This window comes from Kitasatospora sp. cg17-2 (assembly GCF_054031055.1).
Window position 1 is genome coordinate 5805890 of record NZ_CM132923.1, and the last position, 20087, is coordinate 5825976.

A 20087-nucleotide genomic window follows, 5' to 3' on the forward strand; every position below is an offset into this window, starting at 1 on the left:
TCCAATTTGTCGGTGACTTTCGCTCTTGTCCCCAAATTGTTAGGTAGGACCGCTCTACGCAGCGGAGTTGATCCGCTCCGCACCGTCGATTTCCGGTCCGGAAATGACAGAAAAGAGGGCCGGATCGACCTCGCGGTGTGATCCGGCCCTCAATTACGCTGCGTCACTCCAAATGGGTGGTCTGGACCCTTCGGGGTTGACAGCGCGAGGTCAGCTGAGGCGCTCCAGGACCATCGCCATGCCCTGGCCGCCGCCGACGCACATCGTCTCCAGGCCGAACTGCTTGTCGTGCCACTGGAGCGAGTTGATCAGGGTGGTGGTGATCCGGGCGCCGGTCATGCCGAAGGGGTGGCCGACCGCGATCGCGCCGCCGTTGACGTTCAGCCGGTCCAGGTCGACGCCGAGGTCCCGGTACGAGGGGATCACCTGGGCGGCGAAGGCCTCGTTGATCTCGACCAGGTCGATGTCGCCGATGGAGAGGCCCGCCCGCTTCAGCGCCTGCTTCGAGGCCTCGACCGGGCCGTAGCCCATGATCTCGGGGGAGAGCGCGCTGACGCCGGTGGAGACCACCCGGGCGAGCGGGGTGATGCCCAGCTCGCGGGCCTTGGTGTCGGACATGATCACCAGGGCGGCGGCGCCGTCGTTCAGCGGGCAGCAGTTACCGGCGGTTACCGTGCCGTCGGGACGGAACACCGGCTTGAGACCGGAGACGCCCTCCAGCGTGACGCCCGCGCGCGGGCCGTCGTCGGTCGAGACCACGGTGCCGTCGGGGGTGGTGACCGGGGTGATCTCCCGCTCCCAGAAGCCGGCCTCGATCGCGGCCTCGGCGAGGTTCTGCGAGCGCACGCCGAACTCGTCCTGCTCGGCGCGGGTGATGCCCTTGAGTGCGGCGAGGTTCTCGGCGGTCTGGCCCATCGCGATGTAGGCGTCCGGCAGCAGCCCGTCCTCGCGCGGGTCGTGCCACTCGCCGCCGCCTTCCTCCGCCCGCTTGGCGGTGCGCGCCTGGGCGTCGCCGAACAGCGGGTTCATGGTGCCGGGCATGCCGTCCGAGGTGCCGTGGACCGACCGGGAGACGGTCTCCACGCCGGCCGAGAGGAAGACGTCGCCCTCGCCGGCCTTGATCGCGTGCAGGGCCATCCGGGTGGTCTGCAGCGAGGAGGAGCAGTAGCGGGTGATGGTGGCACCGGGCAGGTAGTCCATGCCCATCTGCACCGCCACGATCCGGGCCAGGTTGTGGCCCTGCTCGCCGCCGGGCAGGCCGCAGCCGAGCATCAGGTCGTCGATCTCGCGCGGGTCGAGCTGCGGCACCTTGGCCAGCGCGGCCTGGATGACGTGCGCGGTCAGGTCGTCCGGGCGGACGTCCTTCAGGGAGCCCTTGAAGGCCCGGCCGATCGGCGAACGGGTGGCGCTGACGATGACGGCTTCGGGCATGGCGGGCTCCTCGCTGAGTGGCGGCGGACAGGCGTCCGGGAGGAAAGTTACCGTCTGGTAGCTCAGTCGTCACCCGCCCCGGTGTGTGAGCTGGCCGACGTGTTGCCGGGTCCCGGGCCGGCGCTCCCGGAGAGCCCCCCGGACAGGTCCCCGGCGGGCCCGCCGACCGGCTCCCCGGCGACCCAGGAGCCCGGCAGGCCGACCCGCAGCCGGTGGCGCAGCAGCGCCCAGCGCCCGGCCGCGCCGTCCTCGCCGCCGCCGACCGCCGCCACCTCGCTGCCGGACCGGTCGGCCGCGGCCGCCGCGGCCACCGCCACCGGCAGCACCGCCCCGCCGGGGACCGGCCCGTCGGCCGGCTCCTCCTGCGGCCAGAGGCCCAGCGCGGCGCAGACCGAGGGCAGGACGGCCATCGCGGCCGTCGCGTAGCCCTGGGCGGAGGGGTGGTAGCGGTCGGCGGCGAACATCTCCGGCCTGGCCGCGAACTCCGGGCCGAGCAGTGAGCCGAGCGAGACCGTCCGGCCGCCCGCCTCCACCACCGCGATGGTCTGCGCGGCGGCCAGCTGGCGGCTGACCCGGCGGGCCACCCAGCGCAGTGGCGGGCGGACCGGCTTGATGGTCCCGAGGTCGGGGCAGGTGCCGACCACTACCTCGCAGCCGGCGGCGCGCAGCGCCGCGACCGTTTCGCCGAGCTGGCGCACCGCGAGCTGGGCCGGGCTGTGCCGGGTCACGTCATTGGCGCCGATCATGATCACGGCGATGTCCGGGCGGCAGGCCAGGGCCTGTTCCAGCTGGCCGGCCAGATCGGCGGAGCGGCCGCCCGAGAAGGCCACGTTGACCAGCCGGACCGGGCGCTCGGCGACCGAGGCGAGGCCGGCGGCGAGCAGCGCCCCCGGGGTCTCCCGGGCCCGCAGCACCCCGAGCCCGGCCGCGGTGGAGTCGCCCAGGAAGGCCAGGACCAGCGGCGGCTGCGGCTCGGCCGCGCTGTCGGCGAAGGCCTCGCCGTAGACGCCGTCGGCCCTCGGCGGGTCGCCGTCCAGGATGCCGATGGCCTGGACGGCCAGTTTGCTCTCGGTCAGCAGCAGGCCGACCAGGCCCACCCCCAGGACCCCGAGCCCGCCGCCGCCGTACGCCGCCGCGGTGGCGATCCGCCGGGCCACCCGGGCCCGCGACTGCTGTGTTCCTGGCACCCGGTGCCCCCTTCGCGTCCTCGTGCCACCCCGACGGGTGCCGTTCCCGATGCGTGTACACCCCTAGTACCCGCCCGGGACGCGGCCTACGACGGGGGTGGGCCGTTCGTGGTGCGCACGGGCTCTCCGGGGCGCCCGGTACGTGGGGCGTGTCTTCCGGATCCCGCCGGGCGGTCGCCGCCGGGGCACGCACCTCGCCGGCTTCTCGTCGGTCGCCGATGGCCCCCAGCCTCCGGCCGGGAGGTGCCCCCACCGCATGGACTCCCTCCTCGGCACCGCCGATGCACGCACCCCAACGACGCCCGCCCATCCGACGGGATCCGAAAGACACGCCCTAGGCTTGCGGTACCGACAGCACTCGTATGCCCACACACCGGGAGGACCCCCGTGCGGTACCACAATTCGATCATCGACCTGGTCGGCAACACGCCGCTGGTCAAGCTGAACAAGGTCGCCGAGGGGATCAGCGCCACCGTGCTCGCCAAGGTCGAGTACTTCAACCCCGGCGGCTCGGTGAAGGACCGCATCGCCATGCGGATGATCGAGGCCGCCGAGGCCTCGGGCGCCCTCAAGCCCGGCGGCACCATCGTGGAGCCGACCTCCGGCAACACCGGTGTCGGTCTGGCGATCGTGGCCCAGCAGAAGGGCTACAAGTGCATCTTCGTCTGTCCGGACAAGGTGTCCACCGACAAGATCAACACGCTGCGCGCCTACGGCGCCGAGGTGGTCGTCTGTCCGACCGCCGTCGCCCCCGAGCACCCGGACTCGTACTACAACGTGTCCGACCGCCTGGTCCGGGAGACCCCGAACGCCTGGAAGCCGGACCAGTACTCCAACCCGGACAACCCGGCCTCGCACTTCCACTCCACCGGTCCGGAGCTGTGGGAGCAGACCGGCGGCCGGATCACCCACTTCGTGGCGGGCGTCGGCACCGGCGGCACCATCTCCGGCACCGGCAACTACCTGAAGGAGGTCTCCGGCGGCAAGGTCAAGGTGATCGGCGCCGACCCGGAGGGCTCGGTCTACTCGGGCGGCACCGGCCGGCCGTACCTGGTCGAGGGCGTCGGTGAGGACTTCTGGCCGACCGCCTACGACCGCGACGTCGCGGACGGCATCGTCGCCGTCTCCGACAAGGACTCCTTCCAGATGACCCGCCGCCTGGCCAAGGAGGAGGGCCTGCTGGTCGGCGGCTCCTGCGGCATGGCGGTCGTCGCCGCGCTGGAGGTGGCGCGCGGCCTCGGCCCGGACGACGTCGTCGTGGTGCTGCTGCCGGACGGCGGCCGGGGCTACCTCTCGAAGATCTTCAACGACGACTGGATGGCCGACTACGGCTTCCTGCCGTCCGCCACCGACGAGGCGCACATCGGCGAGGTGCTGGCCCGCAAGGACGCCATCGAGCACGAGGGCATTCCGCAGTTCGTCCACATGCACCCCAACGAGACCGTCGCCGAGGCGGTGCGGGTGCTGCGCGAGTACGGCGTCTCGCAGATGCCGGTGGTCTCGCCGGGCGCCGGCCACCCGGACATCATGGCCGGCGAGGTGATCGGCTCGGTGGCGGAGAAGCTGCTGCTGGAGGGCGTCTTCGCTGGCGACATCCAGCTGACCGACACGCTGGACCGGGTGATGTCCAAGCCGCTGCCGGTGGTCGGCTCGGGCGAGACCGTCACCAACCTGATGTCGGTGCTGGAGAAGGCCGACGCCGCGGTGGTGCTGGTGGAGGGCAAGCCGCAGGGCATCGTCACCCGCCAGGACCTGCTCGGCTTCCTGGCCGGCAGCCGCCTCGGCCACTGAGCCCCGCCGCGCGCCGAGCCGCGGTCAGCCGCCGCCCCCGACCCGGTGGCTGAGGAACCGTGCGGTACCGGTTCCGTTTCCGGGCGAACCGGTACACCGGCGTCATCTCCGTGCAGCACGGGCTTAACACGACTGCGGCATGGTTGTGCACACGGCAACAAGACGCCGAACGGGACGACAACGACCGGCCGGGAGCGGCTCCCCGGCGGTTCGTCCGTCCCGGGCACGACGGTCGGTCCTGACCCGGCCGGTGGTGTCCCTGTCCGCGGAGACGTCGTCGTCCCGCCCCTGCCCGGCTCCGGCCGGCTGCCAGGGTGAGGCGGCTCCCGGACACCCGCGCCGCTCGGCGCGTCCGCACGGCTCCCGGGTGGGGGAGCCGGGCGGAAGCGGTGGGGCCGGTCCCTCCTCGAAGGGGGACCGGCCCCGCTGCTTTTCTCCGGCGCCTCCCGGCCTTCTCCGGCGCCTCCGGGTGGGCGGGATCCCGTAGTCTCGGCGCATGACCAGCACTGACACGACCGGCCAGGACAGCCCGCGCTACGTCCGGCTCAGCATCGAGCTCATCGCCGAGATCACCGACGAGGGCGCCCTCAAGGCGGCCGCCCTCGAGCAGGTGACCGCGGACGAGTACCTCGACGACGAGGAGCGCGCGCAGTCCGTCGAGGCCATCGAGGTGGACCCGGCGGGTTCGCTCGCCCACTTCATCGACCCGGTGGCGCTGCTCGGCGACGTCCCCGGCGTCGAGCTCGCCTCGGCGACCTGGGAGTCGGCGAACACCGACTTCGACCCCGAGGACGCGGAGTGGGACGAGTACTCGGTGGAGGAGTCGGCCGAGTAGGGCTCGCCCGCACACTTCCGACGAAAGCCCGGCCTGCTGTCCGCAGGTCGGGCTTTTTGTCCATATTTGGCACTTGGTTTCGTCTTCTCATACGATCGCAAGCCGTTGGTGTTGGAACCGTGAACGTACGGATTGCGTTTTTGTATCCGTAATGCCCGGATGAGCAGCAGGGAGTGGGCGACGTGACGGCACGGGACGGTCAGGGCCGGTCGGCCGCGAGCAACTGGAGCCGACGCGGCGTACTCGCCGGGCTGGTCGGTGCCCCGGTGCTGCTGCTGGCGGCCTGCAACGACACCAAGAGCGCGGACAACGGCGCGGGCACCGGGACGACGGGCGCCGGCGGTTCCGGTGGATCCGGCGGCACCGGCACCGGCACCGGCACCGGTTCCGCGAGCGGACAGCCGACGGCCAGTGCCACCAGTACCCCGAAGACCTCCGTCGCCGTGATCACCGTCACCCCGGCCGACGGCACCACCTCGGCCGGCTTCAGTGACCCGGTCCGGGTCGCCGTCGCCGGCGGCACCCTCACCTCGGTCAAGGTCACCGACTCCACCGGCAAGGCACTGGCCGGCGCGCTGTCCGACGACGCCACCGTCTGGACCTCCGCCGCCTCCCCGGCCAGCGGCACCAAGTACACGGTGGCCGCCGCCGCCGTCGACAAGGACAAGCTGGAGGCCGACGCCAACGCGGTCTTCACCACCGCGACGCCGGCCAACACCTTCGTGGGCTACTTCACCCCCGAGGACGGCTCGGTGGTCGGCGTCGGCATGCCGGTCTCGATCAACTTCAGCAAGCCGGTCACCGACCGCAAGGCCGTCCAGCAGGCCATCACCGTGGTGGCCGAGCCGGGCGTCGAGATCGTCGGGCACTGGTTCTCCAGTACCCGCCTCGACTTCCGCCCGCAGCAGTACTGGGCCAAGGGCACCAGGGTCACGGTCAAGCTCCGGCTCAAGGACGTCCAGGGCGCCAAGGGCGTCTACGGCACCCAGTCCAAGGACGTCCGCTTCACCGTCGGCCGGGCCCAGACCAGCGTCGCCGACCTCGCCACCAAGAAGCTCACCGTCACCACCGACGGCCAGGTCAGCGCCGTCTACGCGATCTCCGGCGGCTCGCCCGAGTTCCGCACCTGGGGCGGGAAGATGGTGATCACCGAGCAGTACCAGCAGACCCGGATGAACTCGCAGACCGTCGGCCTCGGCAGCGAGTACGACATCCCGGACGTGCCGCACGCCCAGCGCCTCTCCACCTCCGGCACCTTCATCCACGGCAACTACTGGTCCCCCGCGTCGACCTTCGGCAGCCAGAACACCAGCCACGGCTGCGTCGGCCTGCGCGACGTCAAGGGCGGCCAGGACGCCAACGCCGACGGCTACAAGTTCTTCAAGAGCTCGATGGTCGGCGACGTGGTCGAGGTCACCAACTCCGGGGACAAGACCGTCGTCCCGTCCAACGGCCTCAACGGCTGGAACATGGGCTGGGCCGACTGGAAGGCCGGCAGCGCGGTCTGACGTCCCCGGGCGCCGCGGGCGGCCCCGCCCGCGGCGAATTCCCGGCCGCGGGGACAGAACCCCACCCGCCCCCCGAGGAGTCAGGGGGGTGTGAAACGCGAGCAGAGGGAGCGCCTGGACGCCGAGTTCAGCGCGTTCGTGGTCGGCATCGGGCCACGGCTGATCAGGCTGGCCGAGCTGCTGACCGGTGATCCGCACCGGGCCGGGGACATCGTGCAGTCGGCGCTGGAACGCGCCTACCTGCACTGGCCCAGGATCACCGCGAACGCGGACGACCCGTCCGCCTACGTGCGGCGGATCGTCGTCAACCAGCACCGCGACTGGTGGCGGCGGTCGCGCAACCGCGAGCTGCCCACCGACCGTGCCCCCGACCGGCCGGTGCCGGCGGACTTCGCCGAGCAGCAGGCCCAGCGGGCCCTGCTGCGCCAGGCGCTGGCCGCCCTCACCCGGCGCGAGCGGGCGGTCGTGGTGCTGCGGTACTACGGGGACCTGAGTGAGGCCGAGACCGCCGCCGAACTGGGCATCGCGCCCGGGACGGTCAAGTCCACGCTGCACCGGGCGCTGTCGAAGCTGCGCGCACGGCCCGAGCTCGCCGACCGCACCGGCGGTCCGGCGGGCCACGACCCGAGCGACATCGAGGTGGCGGTATGAACGGCGGCACGGAATTCGAGGACCGGCTCGGCGAGCTGCTGACCCGGGAGGACACCGCCTGGGGGGCGGGGGGACCCGACCCGGCGGCGGTCATCGCCGGGGCGCGGCGACGCCGGGCCCGGCGGCGGGTCGGCACCGGGGCGGCCGCGCTGGCGGTCGCCCTGGTCTGCGGGGGGGCGGCGCTGACCCTCGGCGACCCCCGGCCGGCCGGCGGCGCGACGGGCGTGGCGGGGGCGGCGGTCACCACGACGGCCGCCGTGCTGCCCGGCGCGGCCCCCGCGGCGACGGCGACCCCGGCGGCCTCCTCGGCGCCCGCGGCGCAGCCGGACTCGCCGGTCCGGCTGGTGGAGCCCGGCAAGCAGCTCACGATCGCCGACGGCTACCGGATGAGCGTCACCGCGACCCGGTCCTGCGTCGAGAAGTGGGAGCAGGCCACCGGAACGTGGGAGCAGCCGTTCGGCTGCCGCGACGCCACCAGCGACAACCTCGACCACACCGCGCCCACCGTCGGCGCGCAGAGCGTCGGGGACGGCGAGCGGACCGTGGTGACCGGCCTCTACCTGGGCCCGGCGCCGGCCCGGATCATGGTCGAGCTCAAGGGCGTCCAGGCCCTCGCCACCCTGGTCACCACCACGGAGATGAACGGCTGGACCGCCTACTACGCGGTGCTTTCCGGTGTCACCCGCTCCGCCTCCGGCCCGAACGGGCCCGAGGGCTCCCCGTCCGTCGCGGCCTGGGCCGCCGACGGGACGCGGCTCGCGGACCTGATCGACCCGCGCCGGTCCGACCCCTGGGCCACCGCGGGCGGCGGGACGGCCGCACCGGCCGCGCGCTGACGGCCGACGGCCGACGGCGCACGGAGGACGGAGGACGGGGCCGGCGGATCGCGGCCGAACGCGAGGGCCGAAATCCGCCGGACTCCCGGGGGCGGCGGCGGGAGGGTGGAGGCATGACGACCACCACTCCTCCCGCTCCGCCCGCCCCGTCCGTACTGACCGTCCGGGCGATCGACCCGGCCGTGCACCGCTCCCTGCTGGTGCGCGACGACGCCGGCCGCCCGCCGGTCCGCTCGGTCGACGAGACCGGCGGCGCCCCGCTGCGCTGCTGCCTGGCCCGGGCCGGGGCCGGGGAGCGGATCGCCCTGCTGAGCTACGCGCCGCTGCGGCGTTGGGCCGCCGAGACCGGGGCCGAGCCCGGCCCGTACGAGGAACTCGGCCCGGTGTTCGTGCACGACGGCCCGTGCGAGGGCCCGGCGGCCGGGGAGGGCTGGCCGGAGGGCTTCCACGGCGGGCAGCGGGTGCTGCGCGCCTACGACCGGCGCGGGCACATCCTCGGCGGCGTCGTGGTGCGACCGGAGACCGCCGAGGAGGGCGCGGCACACCTGCTGGCCGACCCGGAGGTGGCCGTGGTGCACGTCCGGGCGGTGGAGTTCGGGTGCTTCATGCACGAGGTCCGGCGGGCTTGACCGTGCACGCGCGGGGGGCCGGCGCCGGCCGGGTGCTCACGAGCGCTTGGCGTAGTCCCCGTAACCCTGCCAGTCCAGGACGACCGCCGGCTCGTCGCCGACCACCCAGGCGTCGTGACCGGGCGGGCAGACCATGAAGTCGCCGGGGCCGAACTCGCTCTCCTCGCCGTCGTCCATGACGATCTTCAGCCGTCCGGAGATCATGTACCCGACGTGCGCGGCCTGGCAGCTGTCGGTCTTCGCGATCGGCTTGACGTGCCGGGACCACTGCCAGCCCGGCCGGAACACCGCCCGCCCGACGCCCCCGGCGTCCAGGTGGACCAGGCGCAGCTCGCCGGTGTCCGCCTCGAACGGGCGGACCTCCTCGGGTTCGGTGTCGAAGTTCCTGCGGATGAGACCGGCCATGGGGTGCTCCTCGGGTCTCCTCGGGACAGGAGCGGCCGCGCCACCGGGGCGGGTGGCGCGGCCGCCCTCCTGGTCCCTCCAGTCTGCGCCTGCCGGGCGCGGGGCGGTACCCCGGCGGCTCAGCCCTGGGTACCCGTCCTGGCCACCCCGATCGGGCAGCTGGCACCGGTGCCGCCCAGACCGCAGTAGCCGTTCGGGTTCTTGGCGTCCGACAGGTACTGCTGGTGGTACGGCTCGGCCGCGAAGAACGGGCCGGCCGGGGCGATCTCGGTGGTGATCGGGCCGAGGCCGATCGCCGTCAGGGCCGGCTGGAAGGCGTCCCTGGTCGCGGTCGCGGTGGCCGCCTGGGCGGGGGAGTGGGTGTAGACCGCGGAGCGGTACTGGGTGCCCACGTCGTTGCCCTGGCGGTTGCCCTGGGTCGGGTCGTGCGCCTCCCAGAAGGTCTTCAGCAGCCGCTCGTAGGAGATCACCGCCGGGTCGAAGACCACCCGCACCGCCTCGGTGTGCCCGGTCAGGCCGCTGCACACCTCCTCGTAGGTCGGGTTCGGGGTGTGCCCGCCCTGGTAGCCGACCAGCGTCGTCCAGACACCGGGCAGCCGCCAGAACGTCCGCTCGGCGCCCCAGAAGCAGCCGAGGCCGAAGTCCGCGACCTCGAACCCGTCGGGGTACGGGCCGGTCAGCGGGTGACCGAGGACGGTGTGCGGATCGTCCAGGGTGAAGCCGGGGGCCGCCCGGCCGGGCAGTGCCTGGTCGGCGGGGACGAGCGAGGTCTTGTGGCGGTTGAACAGCACGGCCTGCTCCAACGGTTCGACAGGGGTTGCGGACGTTCCAACACCGTCGCCCGCCCGGGGATTCCGGCCGCTCCCCGGCGGCCGGACGCCTTCCGGGCGGCAGCCCGGCGTTCGCCGACTACGCTCGGAGCATGACCGAGCACCAGCTTCCCCAGGGCTTCGAGACCCTCGCCATCCACGCGGGTCAGGAAGCAGACCCCCAGACCGGGGCCGTCGTCACGCCGATCTACCAGGTGTCCACCTACAAGCAGGACGGGGTGGGCGGCCTGCGGGGCGGCTACGAGTACAGCCGCAGCGCCAACCCGACCCGCACCGCGCTGGAGGAGTGCCTCGCGGCACTGGAGGGCGGCTCCCGCGGCCTCGCCTTCGCCTCCGGCCTGGCGGCCGAGGACACGCTCCTGCGCACGATCCTCAAGCCGGGCGACCACATCGTGATCCCCAACGACGCCTACGGCGGCACCTTCCGGCTCTTCGCCAAGGTGCTGACCCGCTGGGGCGTCGAGTTCTCCGTGGCCAACACCCAGGACCTGTCCACGGTCCGCGAGGCGCTGCGCCCCAACACCCGCGCGGTCTGGGTGGAGACCCCGTCCAACCCGCTGCTGGGCATCACCGACCTGGCCGCGCTGGCCGACATCGCGCACGGCGCCGGCGCGCTGCTGGTCGTCGACAACACCTTCGCCAGCCCGTACCTGCAGCAGCCGATCGCGCTGGGCGCCGACGTGGTCGTGCACTCGACCACCAAGTACATGGGCGGCCACTCCGACGTGGTCGGTGGCGCCCTGGTGATCGCCGAGGCCGGACTGGCCGAGGAGGTCGCCTACCACCAGAACGCGATGGGCGCGGTCTCCGGCCCGTTCGACGCCTGGCTGGTGCTGCGCGGCATCAAGACCCTGGGCGTCCGGATGGACCGGCACAGCTCGAACGCCGAGAAGGTCGCCGAGCTGCTGGCCGGCCACCCCAAGGTCAGCCAGGTGCTGTACCCGGGCCTGCCCGAGCACCCCGGCCACGAGATCGCCGCCAAGCAGATGAAGGCCTTCGGCGGCATGGTGTCGTTCCGGGTGAACGGCGGCGAGGAGGCGGCGGTCGAGGTCTGCAACCGGGCCGAGCTGTTCACCCTCGGTGAGTCGCTGGGCGGCGTGGAGTCGCTGATCGAGCACCCGGGCCGGATGACCCACGCCTCGGTGGCCGGCTCGGCGCTGGAGGTGCCGGCCGACCTGGTGCGGGTCTCCGTCGGCATCGAGTCGATCGACGACCTGCTGGCCGACCTCCAGCAGGCGCTGGGCAAGTAGCGCCTTCCGGAACAGGTTTCAGGCGCCCTGCCGGCCCGCCGAGTACGACTCCATCGAGTGGTTGAAGCGGGCCAGCAGGGCGCAGAACACCTGCTGCTCCTCGGCCGGCCAGTCGGCGACCAGCTGGCGCGTCAACTCCGTCCGCCCGGCCCGGACTTCGGCCAGCCGGTCGGCGCCGAGCGGGGTCAGGGCGAGCCGGACGGCGCGCCGGTCGGCCGGGTCCTGCACCCGGCCGACCAGGCCGGCCGCGACCAGTGGGGCGACCTGCCGGGTGACGGTGGAGGAGTCGACCCCCAGCGCGTCGGCCAGGGCCTTGACGTTGGCGGGGCCGAGGCGCTCCAGCCGCTCCAGCAGCAGGTACGCGGCCCGGACCAGGGCGGCCACTCCGTCGGATCCGCGGACCTGTTCCATTCTGCGGGCGAACACCGCCAGCTGGTACTGGAGTTGCGTGTGCACGGGGTCGTTGAGGTCGGAGGCCAGGGGCGAGGTCGTCGTCATCGCGGCTCACGATCATCATGCGGTGAGAGAGGCTCAGAAGCAGCAGCGTACGCGGGCCGGGCGGGCCCGGGAACAGGGCCGACGTCCCCGGACGGCGCGCCGTCGACCCCTAGGCTGCTGTCATGCACAGCTGGCCGATCACCCTCGACGATGTCCGCGGCGCCCAGAAGATGCTCGCCGGGGTGGCCCGGACGACGCCGATGGAGGGCAGCCGCCACCTCTCCGCGCTGGTCGGCGCTCCGGTCCACCTGAAGTGCGAGAACCTCCAGCGCACCGGCTCGTTCAAACTGCGCGGGGCGTACGTCCGGATCGCGGGCCTCTCGCCGGTGCAGCGGGCGGGCGGGGTGGTCGCCGCCAGTGCCGGCAACCACGCCCAGGGGGTGGCGCTGGCGGCCTCCCTGCTCGGGGTGCGCTCCACCGTCTTCATGCCGCTGGCCGCGCCGCTGCCCAAGGTCGCGGCGACCCGGGAGTACGGCGCCGAGGTGCGGCTGCACGGGACCACCGTGGACGAGGCGCTGCAGGCGGCGCAGCGGTACGCGGAGGCGAGCGGGTCGGTGTTCATCCACCCCTTCGACCACCGGGACGTCGTGATCGGTCAGGCCACGGTCGGGCTGGAGATCCTGGAGCAGTGCCCCGAGGTGCGGACCGTGCTGGTCGGGGTGGGCGGCGGCGGTCTGCTGGCCGGGATCGCGGCGGCGGTCAAGCCGCTGCGGCCGGACGTCCGGGTGGTGGGGGTGCAGGCGGCGGGCGCCGCCGCGTACCCGCCCTCGCTGGCGGCGGGGCGGCCGGTCTCGCTGGAGCGGTTCGCCACCATGGCCGACGGGATCATGGTGGGGCGGCCCGGGGACGTGCCGTTCGAGCTCGTCAACACCCTGGCCGACGGGGTCCGCACGGTGTCCGAGGACTCGCTGTCCCGGGCCCTGCTGCTGGGCCTGGAGCGGCTGAAGCTGGTGGTGGAGCCGGCCGGGGCGGCGCCGATCGCGGCCCTGCTGGAGCGGCCGGACTCCTTCGAGGGGCCGGTGGTGGCGGTGCTCTCCGGAGGCAACATCGATCCGCAGCTGATGCAGCGGGTGCTCCGGCACGGCCTGGCGGCCGCCGGCCGCTACCTCTCGCTGCGGGTGCGGCTGGCGGACCGCCCGGGGGCGCTGGCGGGGCTGCTCGGGGTGCTGACCAGGGTCGACGCCAATGTGCTGGACGTGGCGCACGTACGGGTCGATCCCCGGCTGGGGCTGACCGAGGTGGAGGTGGACCTGCACCTGGAGACCAAGGGGCCGGAGCACTGCGCGGCGGTGCTCGGCGAGCTGCGGGACGCGGGGTACGTGGTCTCGGCGTAGTGGTCCCCGGGCGGGGCCCGGGGCTCCGGACTCGCTGGCCCACCGGGAATGGGGGCACAGTGGGACAGACCGCATTGTTGTCCCGCGCAGTCGTCCCCGCCCTTCCGTCCCTCCCCGAGGAGATGAGACAGGCCCATGGCGCCAGCCATCCAAGCCGAGAACCTGGTGAAGACCTTCGGCGACGTACGAGCCCTGGACGGCGTCAGCCTCGACGTCCCCGAGGGCACGGTGCTCGGGCTGCTCGGCCCGAACGGCGCCGGCAAGACCACCACCGTGCGCGTCCTCACCACCCTGCTCCAGCCCGACTCCGGCCGCGCCACGGTGGCCGGCGTCGACGTCCTCAAGCACCCGAACCGGGTCCGCAGCCTGATCGGCCTCTCCGGCCAGTACGCCGCGGTCGACGAGTACCTCACCGGCTTCGAGAACCTCCAGATGGTCGGCGAGCTCTACCAGATGCCGGTCCGCGCCGCGAAGGCCAGGGCGCTGGAACTGCTGGAGTGGTTCAACCTCACCGAGGCCAAGGACCGCATCGCCAAGACCTACTCCGGCGGTATGCGCCGGCGCCTCGACCTGGCCGCCGCCCTGGTGGTCCGGCCGCCGGTGATGTTCCTGGACGAGCCCACCACCGGTCTCGACCCCCGCAACCGGCTCGCCCTGTGGGAGGTCATCGAGACCCTCGTCGAGCAGGGCACCACGCTGCTGCTCACCACCCAGTACCTGGAGGAGGCCGACCGCCTCGCCCACGACATCGCCGTGGTCGACCACGGCCGGGTGATCGCCCGCGGCACCGCCGACCAGCTCAAGGCGCAGATCGGCGGCGAGCGGATCGAGGTCGTGGTGCACCGGGCCGACCTGGTCGGCGAGGCGGTGGCCGCGCTGTCCGGCTACGCGCTGGGCGAACCGGCGCTGGAGAAGAACACCCGCCGGATCACCGTCCCGGTCAGCGGCGGCGCCAGGGTGCTCGCGGACGTGATCCGCGAGCTGGACGCCCGCTCGATCGAGATCGACGACATCGGCCTGCGCCGGCCGACCCTGGACGACGTCTTCCTCTCGCTCACCGGCCACCACACCGAGGCCGACCAGGAGGAGGGCGGCGGCAAGGGCCGCGCCGACGGCTCCGGGACGGACGAGCGGGCCGTTCCGGCGGGGAAGGAGCGGTGACATGACCAGTGCCACCGAGCACGCCATCGGCGGGGCGGTGCCCAAGCAGCGCCGGGGCGCGGCCGCGATGCTGCACGACTCGTGGGTGGTCGCCAAGCGGAACCTGCGCCGGATGACCAGGATCCCCGAGATCGTGGTGTTCGGGCTCATGCAGCCGGTGATGTTCGTGCTGCTGTTCTCGTACGTCATGGGCGGCGCGATCCAGATCCCCGGGACGGAGTCCAGCTCCTCGACGTACATCCAGTTCCTGATGGCGGGCATCTTCGCCCAGACCGTCACCTTCGCGGTGGCCGGGGCCTCGGCCGGAATCGCCGAGGACATGTCCAAGGGGCTGGTGGACCGGTTCCGCTCGCTGCCGATGACCCGCTCGTCGGTGCTGGTCGGCCGCACCCTGGCGGACCTCTGTCAGACCGCCTTCACCCTGGTGGTGCTCGCGGTGGTCGCGCTGCTGGTCGGCTGGCGGATCCACCACGGGTTCTGGTCCGCGCTGGGCGCGTTCGGGCTGCTGCTCCTGCTCGGCTACGCGTTCTCCTGGATCGGGGCGCTGATCGGCCTCTCGGTGCGCAGTCCGGAGGCGGCCACCTCGGCCGGGCTGATCTGGCTGTTCCCGCTGACCTTCATCTCCAACGCCTTCGTGCCGGTCAGTTCGATGCCGGGCTGGCTGCAGGGGATCGCCTACTGGAACCCGTTCAGCGCCACCGTGCAGGCCTGCCGCAACCTCTTCGGCAACCAGGTCGGGCCGGTGGACGACGTCTGGCCGATGCAGCACGCGGAGCTGATGTCGGTGCTGTGGTCGCTGGTGATCATCGCGGTGTTCTCCTGGCTCTCGGTGCGCAAGTACCGCAGGGCGGCGGGCTGACCGGGACGCGGCCGAGCCGCCCGCGTACGCGAAGGGCGGCCGTGGCAGGTGCCACGGCCGCCCTCTTCGCCCGTCCGCCGGACCGGCGGGGGCAGGATCAGCCGGTGTAGGGCTTGACCTCGATGATCTTGACCATGGCCCGCTTGCCGTTCGGCAGCTCGTAGGTCGCCTCGTCGCCGATCGTCTTGGCGTCGATGGCGCGGCCCAGCGGGGACTGCGGGGAGTAGATCTCCAGGTCGTCGTCGCCGGCCACCTCGCGCGAGCCCAGCAGGAACTTCATGGTGTCGTCCACGTCGCCGTCGAAGGCGACCGTGACGACCATGCCCGGCGCCACCACGCCCGAGTCGGCCGGGGCCTCGCCGACCTTGGCGCGCTCCAGCAGCTGGGTGAGCTGGCGGATCCGCAGCTCGTACTTGCCCTGCTCCTCCTTGGCCGCGTGGTAGCCGGCGTTCTCCTTGAGGTCACCCTCCTCACGCGCGGCCTCGATCTTCTGCGCGATCTCGATCCGCCACGGGCCGGTCAGGTGATCCAGCTCGGCCTTGAGCTGGTCGTAGCCGGACTGAGTGAGCCAGGTCACGTTCTCGCTGGTCTGGGTCACGGGTGCTCCTCGTAGGTGCTGGGGCTGTGCTGAGGGTGTGAGTCGTCAGCGCGTAGGTGGATGCTGATAACGGTCTTAACTACAAAGCAACGCCCGCTCCCGTACCAGCTGGTGCGGAAGGGGCGAAACCACGAGCCTAACAACTCCTGCCGACAATCGGGAGGGTCGTTGGCGCGTCATTGACGGCGGCGTTGCGCCGGGGTGTACGGGACCGGTGGTCGGGACTCCCCTACGGATGCCCGTCCGTCCGGACGAATATGCGCCGACCACCGGGTCGGCCGCCACCGGATTCCCGGGCGGGCCGGTACCGGATTCCCGGGCGGGTCGTCGTTCCCCGCTCTACGCGGGGGTGCAGCCCAGCAGCTCGGCGGTGGTTCCGCGGGCGGTGGTCCGCAGACTGACCACCGCGTCGTAGCCGGTGCCCGCCGCGGGGACGGGGAAGTCGGCGACCCCCACCACCGCGCCGTCCTCGCCCTGCGAGCGGACGGTGCAGCTGCCGGCCGTGCCCTCGGTCTTGCGCACCGCCAGGTGCAGCTGGAGCTCGCTGTCCGAGACCGCCTGGAAGGTCGGCACGGTGCCGTTGATCCGGGTCTCCCGGATCAGGTACGAGCCGCCCAGCCAGGCGATCAGGCCCAGCAGCAGCACCCCGCAGGCCGCGCCGACCACCTTGAGCCGGCGGTCGGTCTCGCGGTCGCCGCGCCGCCCGTAGCGCCCCTCGGGGAGCTGCGGGGTCCGGGTGCCAGCACTCATGGGGCTCAGTCCTCTCGTGAGGAGGAGGCCGCGCGGGTGGTGCGGGGGAATGCGGGGCTCCTCCAGTCCGTCACTATAGGAGGGGCACGCCCGCGGCCGGTCCGGCGGGGGCGGGGCTCGGCCGTGTCGCGCCGTGCGCGGCGGCCGCTCCCGCGCGACGCGGCCCCGAGAGCGGCTCGGACGGTGGGCGGACCGGATAACGCGGGAAGCCCGGACATTGTGGAAGGAACGCACGCGTTGAGTGAGCAGTTGCGACTGATGGCGGTGCACGCACACCCGGACGACGAGTCCAGCAAGGGCGCGGCGACCATGGCCATGTACGTCGACCAGGGGGTGGACGTGCTGGTGGCCACCTGCACCGGGGGGGAACGCGGTTCGGTCCTCAACCCGAAGCTGCAGGGCAAGCCGGAGATCGAGGAGAACATCCACGAGGTGCGGCGCAAGGAGATGGACGAGGCCCGCGCGATCCTCGGGGTCAAGCAGGCCTGGCTGGGCTTCGTGGACTCGGGCCTGCCCGAGGGCGACCCGCTGCCCCCGCTGCCCGAGGGCTGCTTCGGCCTCCAGGACGTCAAGGAGGCGGCCGAACCGCTGGTCCGCCTGATCCGGGAGTTCAAGCCGCAGGTCATCACGACCTACGACGAGAACGGCGGCTACCCGCACCCCGACCACATCATGACCCACAAGATCACCATGGTGGCCTTCGACGCCGCCGGGGACCCCGACGCCTACCCCGAGGCCGGCGAGCCCTGGCAGCCGCTGAAGCTCTACTACAACCACGGCTTCCCGATGGGCCGGATCCGCGCCCTGCACAAGTACCTCAGCGAGAACGGCCACGAGTCCCCCTACGGCGAGTGGATCGCCGGCTGGGAGAAGAGCGGCCGCACGGAGCGCGAGATCACCACCCGGGTCCGCTGCGACGACTGGTTCGAGACCCGGGACCGCGCGCTGATCGCGCACGCCACCCAGATCGACCCGGACGGCCCGTGGTTCCGCGTCCCGCTGGAGGTCCAGCGCGAGGTGTGGCCCACGGAGGACTACGAGCTCGCCCGTACCCTGGTCGACGTGGACCTGCCGGAGGACGACCTGTTCGCCGGTCTGCGTACCCCCAGCCTGGCGGCCGAGTCGGCCGACACGCGGGACTGAAGCACCCCCCGACGGCCCGGCTCCCCGTGAGCCGGGCCACCATAGAGATATGAGTGCCCCCGTGAACCTCACCCACCTCGCCGCCGAGCTCGCCGTCGACGACGCCAAGGTCACCCCCGGCCTGCTGGGCTTCGTCGTCTTCGCCGCCCTCGGTGTGGCCACCTGGTTCCTGGCCAAGTCGATGAACCGCCAGTTCAAGAAGGTCGACTTCGCCGAGGAGGCGGAGGCCCCGAAGGAGTGAGGTACCGCCCCCTCCCGGGCGCCGATGCGCAAGGATGGGGGCATGCCGAACCGCCTCGCCGACGCGACGTCGCCGTACCTGCAGCAGCATGCCGACAACCCGGTCGACTGGTGGCCGTGGGGGCCGGAGGCCTTCGCCGAGGCGGAGCGGCGGGGGGTGCCGGTGCTGCTGAGCGTGGGGTACGCGGCCTGTCACTGGTGTCATGTGATGGCCCACGAGTCCTTCGAGGACGACGGGACGGCGGCGTACCTCAATGAGCGGTTCGTCGCGGTCAAGGTCGACCGGGAGGAGCGGCCGGACGTCGACGCCGTCTACATGGAGGCGGTCCAGGCGGCGACCGGGCAGGGGGGCTGGCCGATGACCGTGTTCCTGACCCCCGGCAAGGAGCCGTTCTACTTCGGCACCTACTTCCCGCCCGAGCCCCGGCACGGCATGCCCTCGTTCCGGCAGGTGCTGGAGGGCGTGCACGCGGCCTGGCGGGACCGGCGGGAGGAGGTCGGGGAGGTCGCCGGGCGGATCCGGGCGGACCTGGCCGAGCGGGCCTCCGTCTACGCGGTCGGCAGCGGGGTGCACACGCCGCCCGGGGAGGCCGAGCTGCACGAGGCGCTGGTCGGGCTCAGCCGTGACTTCGACGAGCGGCACGGCGGCTTCGGCGGGGCGCCGAAGTTCCCGCCGGCCATGGTGATGGAGTACCTGCTGCGCCACCACGCCAGGACCGGTTCCGGGGCGGCGCTGGAGATGGCCGTCCGCACCGGCGAGGCGATGGCCCGCGGCGGCATCCACGACCAGCTCGGCGGCGGCTTCTCCCGGTACGCGGTGGACGCCCGCTGGGTGGTGCCGCACTTCGAGAAGATGCTCTACGACAACGCGCTGCTGCTCCGCGCGTACCTGCACCTGTGGCGGGCGACCGGCTCCCCGCTGGCCCGCCGGACGGCGCTCTCCACGGCGGACTTCCTGCTGCGCGAACTGCGCACCCCCGAGGGCGCGTTCGCCTCCGCGCTGGACGCCGACAGCCTCGACGAGGAGACCGGCACCAGCAGCGAGGGCGCCTACTACGTCTGGGAGCCGGGCCAGTTGGTCGACCTGCTCGGCCCGGCCGACGCGGCCACCGCCGCCCGGCTGTTCTCCGTCACCGCCGCCGGCACCTTCGAGCACGGCACCTCCGTCCTCCAGCTCCTCACCGACCCCGAGGACCCCGCCGAGTTCGAGGCGATCAGGGCGCGCCTGCTGGCGGCCCGCGCGGAGCGCCCGGCGCCCGCCCGGGACGACAAGGTGGTCGCCGCCTGGAACGGCCTGGCGATCGCCGCCCTGGCCGAGACCGGCGCCCTGCTGGACCGCCCGGACCTCGTCGCCGCCGCCGAACGCGCCGCCGACCTGCTGCTCGCCGTCCACCTCACCTCCGACGGCCGACTGCTGCGCACCTCCCGCGACGGCCGCCCCGGCGCCAACGCGGGCGTGCTGGAGGACTACGCCGACACCGCCGAGGGCTTCCTCGCGCTGTACGCCGTCACCGGCGAGGCGGAGTGGCTCCAGCTGGCCGGCGGGCTGCTCGACACCGTGCTCAAGCACTTCGCCGACGAGTCGACCGGCGCCCTCTACGACACCGCCGACGACGCCGAGGAACTGATCCGGCGCCCGCAGGACCCGACCGACAACGCCACCCCGTCCGGCTGGACCGCCGCCGCGAACGCGCTGCTCGGCTACGCCGCCTACACCGGCTCGGAGCGCCACCGGACCGCCGCCGAGCGGGCGCTCGGCATCGTCGGGGCGCTGGCCCCGCGCGCGCCCCGGTTCGTCGGCTGGGGCCTGGCCGCGGCCGAGGCGCTGGCCGACGGGCCGCGCGAGGTCGCGGTGATCGGCCCGGCCGGCGACCCGGCGACGGTCGCGCTGCACCGGACCGCGCTGCTGGGCACCGCGCCCGGCGCCGTGGTCGCGTTCGGCGAGCCCGGCGCGGGCAGCGACGACGTCCCGCTGCTGACCGGCCGGCCGCTGGTCGACGGCGCGCCCGCCGCGTACGTCTGCCGCCACTTCACCTGCGACGCCCCGACCACCGACCCGGCCGTCCTCGCCACCCGGCTGGGCGTGCTCCAGGACGTGCCCGAGCAGTAGAAAAGCGGTGGTCGGAGGCGGCGCGGCCGGGGGAGGATGGG

General features: G+C 73.1%; 20 protein-coding genes. 13 read left to right on the forward strand and 7 right to left on the reverse strand.

Annotated features, from left to right (window positions below):
- Positions 1-210: 210 nt before the first annotated feature.
- Complete coding sequence (locus ACW14Y_RS24500; RefSeq protein WP_402725023.1) at positions 211-1431, reverse strand: acetyl-CoA C-acetyltransferase; 1221 nt, start codon at positions 1429-1431, stop codon at positions 211-213.
- Positions 1432-1493: 62 nt separating this feature from the next.
- Positions 1494-2618 (reverse strand): SGNH/GDSL hydrolase family protein, encoded by a 1125-nt coding sequence (locus tag ACW14Y_RS24505; RefSeq protein WP_456983552.1) that lies wholly within the window; start codon positions 2616-2618, stop codon positions 1494-1496.
- Between the two features lie 387 nt (positions 2619-3005).
- Between ACW14Y_RS24505 and ACW14Y_RS24510 the strand changes: the two genes are divergently transcribed.
- The 6 genes from ACW14Y_RS24510 (at position 3006) to ACW14Y_RS24535 (ending at position 8868) form a co-directional block, all read left to right on the forward strand.
- Positions 3006-4409, forward strand: coding sequence for a cystathionine beta-synthase (locus ACW14Y_RS24510; protein WP_380309760.1), 1404 nt, complete (start codon positions 3006-3008; stop codon positions 4407-4409).
- A gap of 496 nt (positions 4410-4905) precedes the next feature.
- Positions 4906-5244 (forward strand): hypothetical protein, encoded by a 339-nt coding sequence (locus tag ACW14Y_RS24515; protein ID WP_380309762.1) that lies wholly within the window; start codon positions 4906-4908, stop codon positions 5242-5244.
- Positions 5245-5417: 173 nt separating this feature from the next.
- A complete protein-coding gene (locus tag ACW14Y_RS24520) occupies positions 5418-6752 on the forward strand; it encodes a L,D-transpeptidase (RefSeq protein WP_455583955.1) in 1335 nt (444 codons plus the stop codon).
- 90 nt (positions 6753-6842) lie between these two features.
- The gene (locus ACW14Y_RS24525; RefSeq protein ID WP_380309766.1) at positions 6843-7403 is read left to right on the forward strand and encodes a SigE family RNA polymerase sigma factor; all 561 of its coding nucleotides are present in this window, start codon (positions 6843-6845) and stop codon (positions 7401-7403) included.
- Positions 7400-8239, forward strand: coding sequence for a hypothetical protein (locus ACW14Y_RS24530; protein WP_456983556.1), 840 nt, complete (start codon positions 7400-7402; stop codon positions 8237-8239). The genes ACW14Y_RS24525 and ACW14Y_RS24530 overlap by 4 nt, the downstream gene beginning before the upstream one ends.
- Before the next feature lie 113 nt (positions 8240-8352).
- A complete protein-coding gene (locus ACW14Y_RS24535; RefSeq protein WP_380309770.1) occupies positions 8353-8868 on the forward strand; it encodes a DUF1203 domain-containing protein in 516 nt (171 codons plus the stop codon).
- A 36-nt stretch (positions 8869-8904) separates the two neighbouring features.
- Here the strand turns inward: ACW14Y_RS24535 and ACW14Y_RS24540 are convergent, their stop codons facing one another.
- On the reverse strand, positions 8905-9273 hold the full coding sequence (locus tag ACW14Y_RS24540; protein WP_266271238.1) for a cupin domain-containing protein: 369 nt from the start codon (positions 9271-9273) through the stop codon (positions 8905-8907).
- A gap of 119 nt (positions 9274-9392) precedes the next feature.
- Entirely contained in the window at positions 9393-10064 is a 672-nt protein-coding gene (gene msrA / locus ACW14Y_RS24545) for a peptide-methionine (S)-S-oxide reductase MsrA (protein WP_380393356.1), read from the reverse strand.
- A 131-nt stretch (positions 10065-10195) separates the two neighbouring features.
- Here msrA and ACW14Y_RS24550 point away from each other — a divergent pair, with 131 nt between their 5' ends.
- The gene (locus ACW14Y_RS24550; RefSeq protein ID WP_266271241.1) at positions 10196-11353 is read left to right on the forward strand and encodes a cystathionine gamma-synthase; all 1158 of its coding nucleotides are present in this window, start codon (positions 10196-10198) and stop codon (positions 11351-11353) included.
- An 18-nt stretch (positions 11354-11371) separates the two neighbouring features.
- Here ACW14Y_RS24550 and ACW14Y_RS24555 read toward each other — a convergent pair whose 3' ends face one another.
- The gene (locus ACW14Y_RS24555; protein WP_380309776.1) at positions 11372-11851 is read right to left on the reverse strand and encodes a MarR family winged helix-turn-helix transcriptional regulator; all 480 of its coding nucleotides are present in this window, start codon (positions 11849-11851) and stop codon (positions 11372-11374) included.
- Positions 11852-11973: 122 nt separating this feature from the next.
- Here ACW14Y_RS24555 and ilvA point away from each other — a divergent pair, with 122 nt between their 5' ends.
- From ilvA to ACW14Y_RS24570, 3 genes are all read left to right on the forward strand, one after another.
- Entirely contained in the window at positions 11974-13185 is a 1212-nt protein-coding gene (gene ilvA, locus ACW14Y_RS24560) for a threonine ammonia-lyase (RefSeq protein ID WP_456983560.1), read from the forward strand.
- Between the two features lie 135 nt (positions 13186-13320).
- Complete coding sequence (locus ACW14Y_RS24565; RefSeq protein WP_266271244.1) at positions 13321-14346, forward strand: ATP-binding cassette domain-containing protein; 1026 nt, start codon at positions 13321-13323, stop codon at positions 14344-14346.
- 1 nt (position 14347) lies between these two features.
- Positions 14348-15205 (forward strand): ABC transporter permease, encoded by an 858-nt coding sequence (locus ACW14Y_RS24570; protein WP_380309780.1) that lies wholly within the window; start codon positions 14348-14350, stop codon positions 15203-15205.
- A 97-nt stretch (positions 15206-15302) separates the two neighbouring features.
- On the opposite strand, the gene greA is transcribed toward ACW14Y_RS24570, so the two are convergent.
- Positions 15303-15803 carry a transcription elongation factor GreA gene (gene greA, locus ACW14Y_RS24575; RefSeq protein ID WP_030397059.1) on the reverse strand — a complete coding sequence of 167 codons (501 nt, stop codon included), beginning with the start codon at positions 15801-15803 and terminating at the stop codon, positions 15303-15305.
- Positions 15804-16142: 339 nt separating this feature from the next.
- Positions 16143-16553: a DUF4307 domain-containing protein gene (locus ACW14Y_RS24580; RefSeq protein WP_380309599.1), complete on the reverse strand. Its 411-nt coding sequence runs from the start codon at positions 16551-16553 to the stop codon at positions 16143-16145.
- 237 nt (positions 16554-16790) lie between these two features.
- On the opposite strand from ACW14Y_RS24580, the gene mca reads away from it, so the two are divergent.
- The 3 genes from mca to ACW14Y_RS24595 are packed head-to-tail and all read left to right on the forward strand — an operon-like array spanning position 16791 to position 20046.
- Entirely contained in the window at positions 16791-17696 is a 906-nt protein-coding gene (gene mca / locus ACW14Y_RS24585; RefSeq protein WP_456983564.1) for a mycothiol conjugate amidase Mca, read from the forward strand.
- Positions 17697-17745: 49 nt separating this feature from the next.
- The gene (locus tag ACW14Y_RS24590) at positions 17746-17937 is read left to right on the forward strand and encodes a hypothetical protein (protein WP_380309597.1); all 192 of its coding nucleotides are present in this window, start codon (positions 17746-17748) and stop codon (positions 17935-17937) included.
- 42 nt (positions 17938-17979) lie between these two features.
- Positions 17980-20046: a thioredoxin domain-containing protein gene (locus tag ACW14Y_RS24595; protein ID WP_380384854.1), complete on the forward strand. Its 2067-nt coding sequence runs from the start codon at positions 17980-17982 to the stop codon at positions 20044-20046.
- Positions 20047-20087 lie beyond the last annotated feature (41 nt).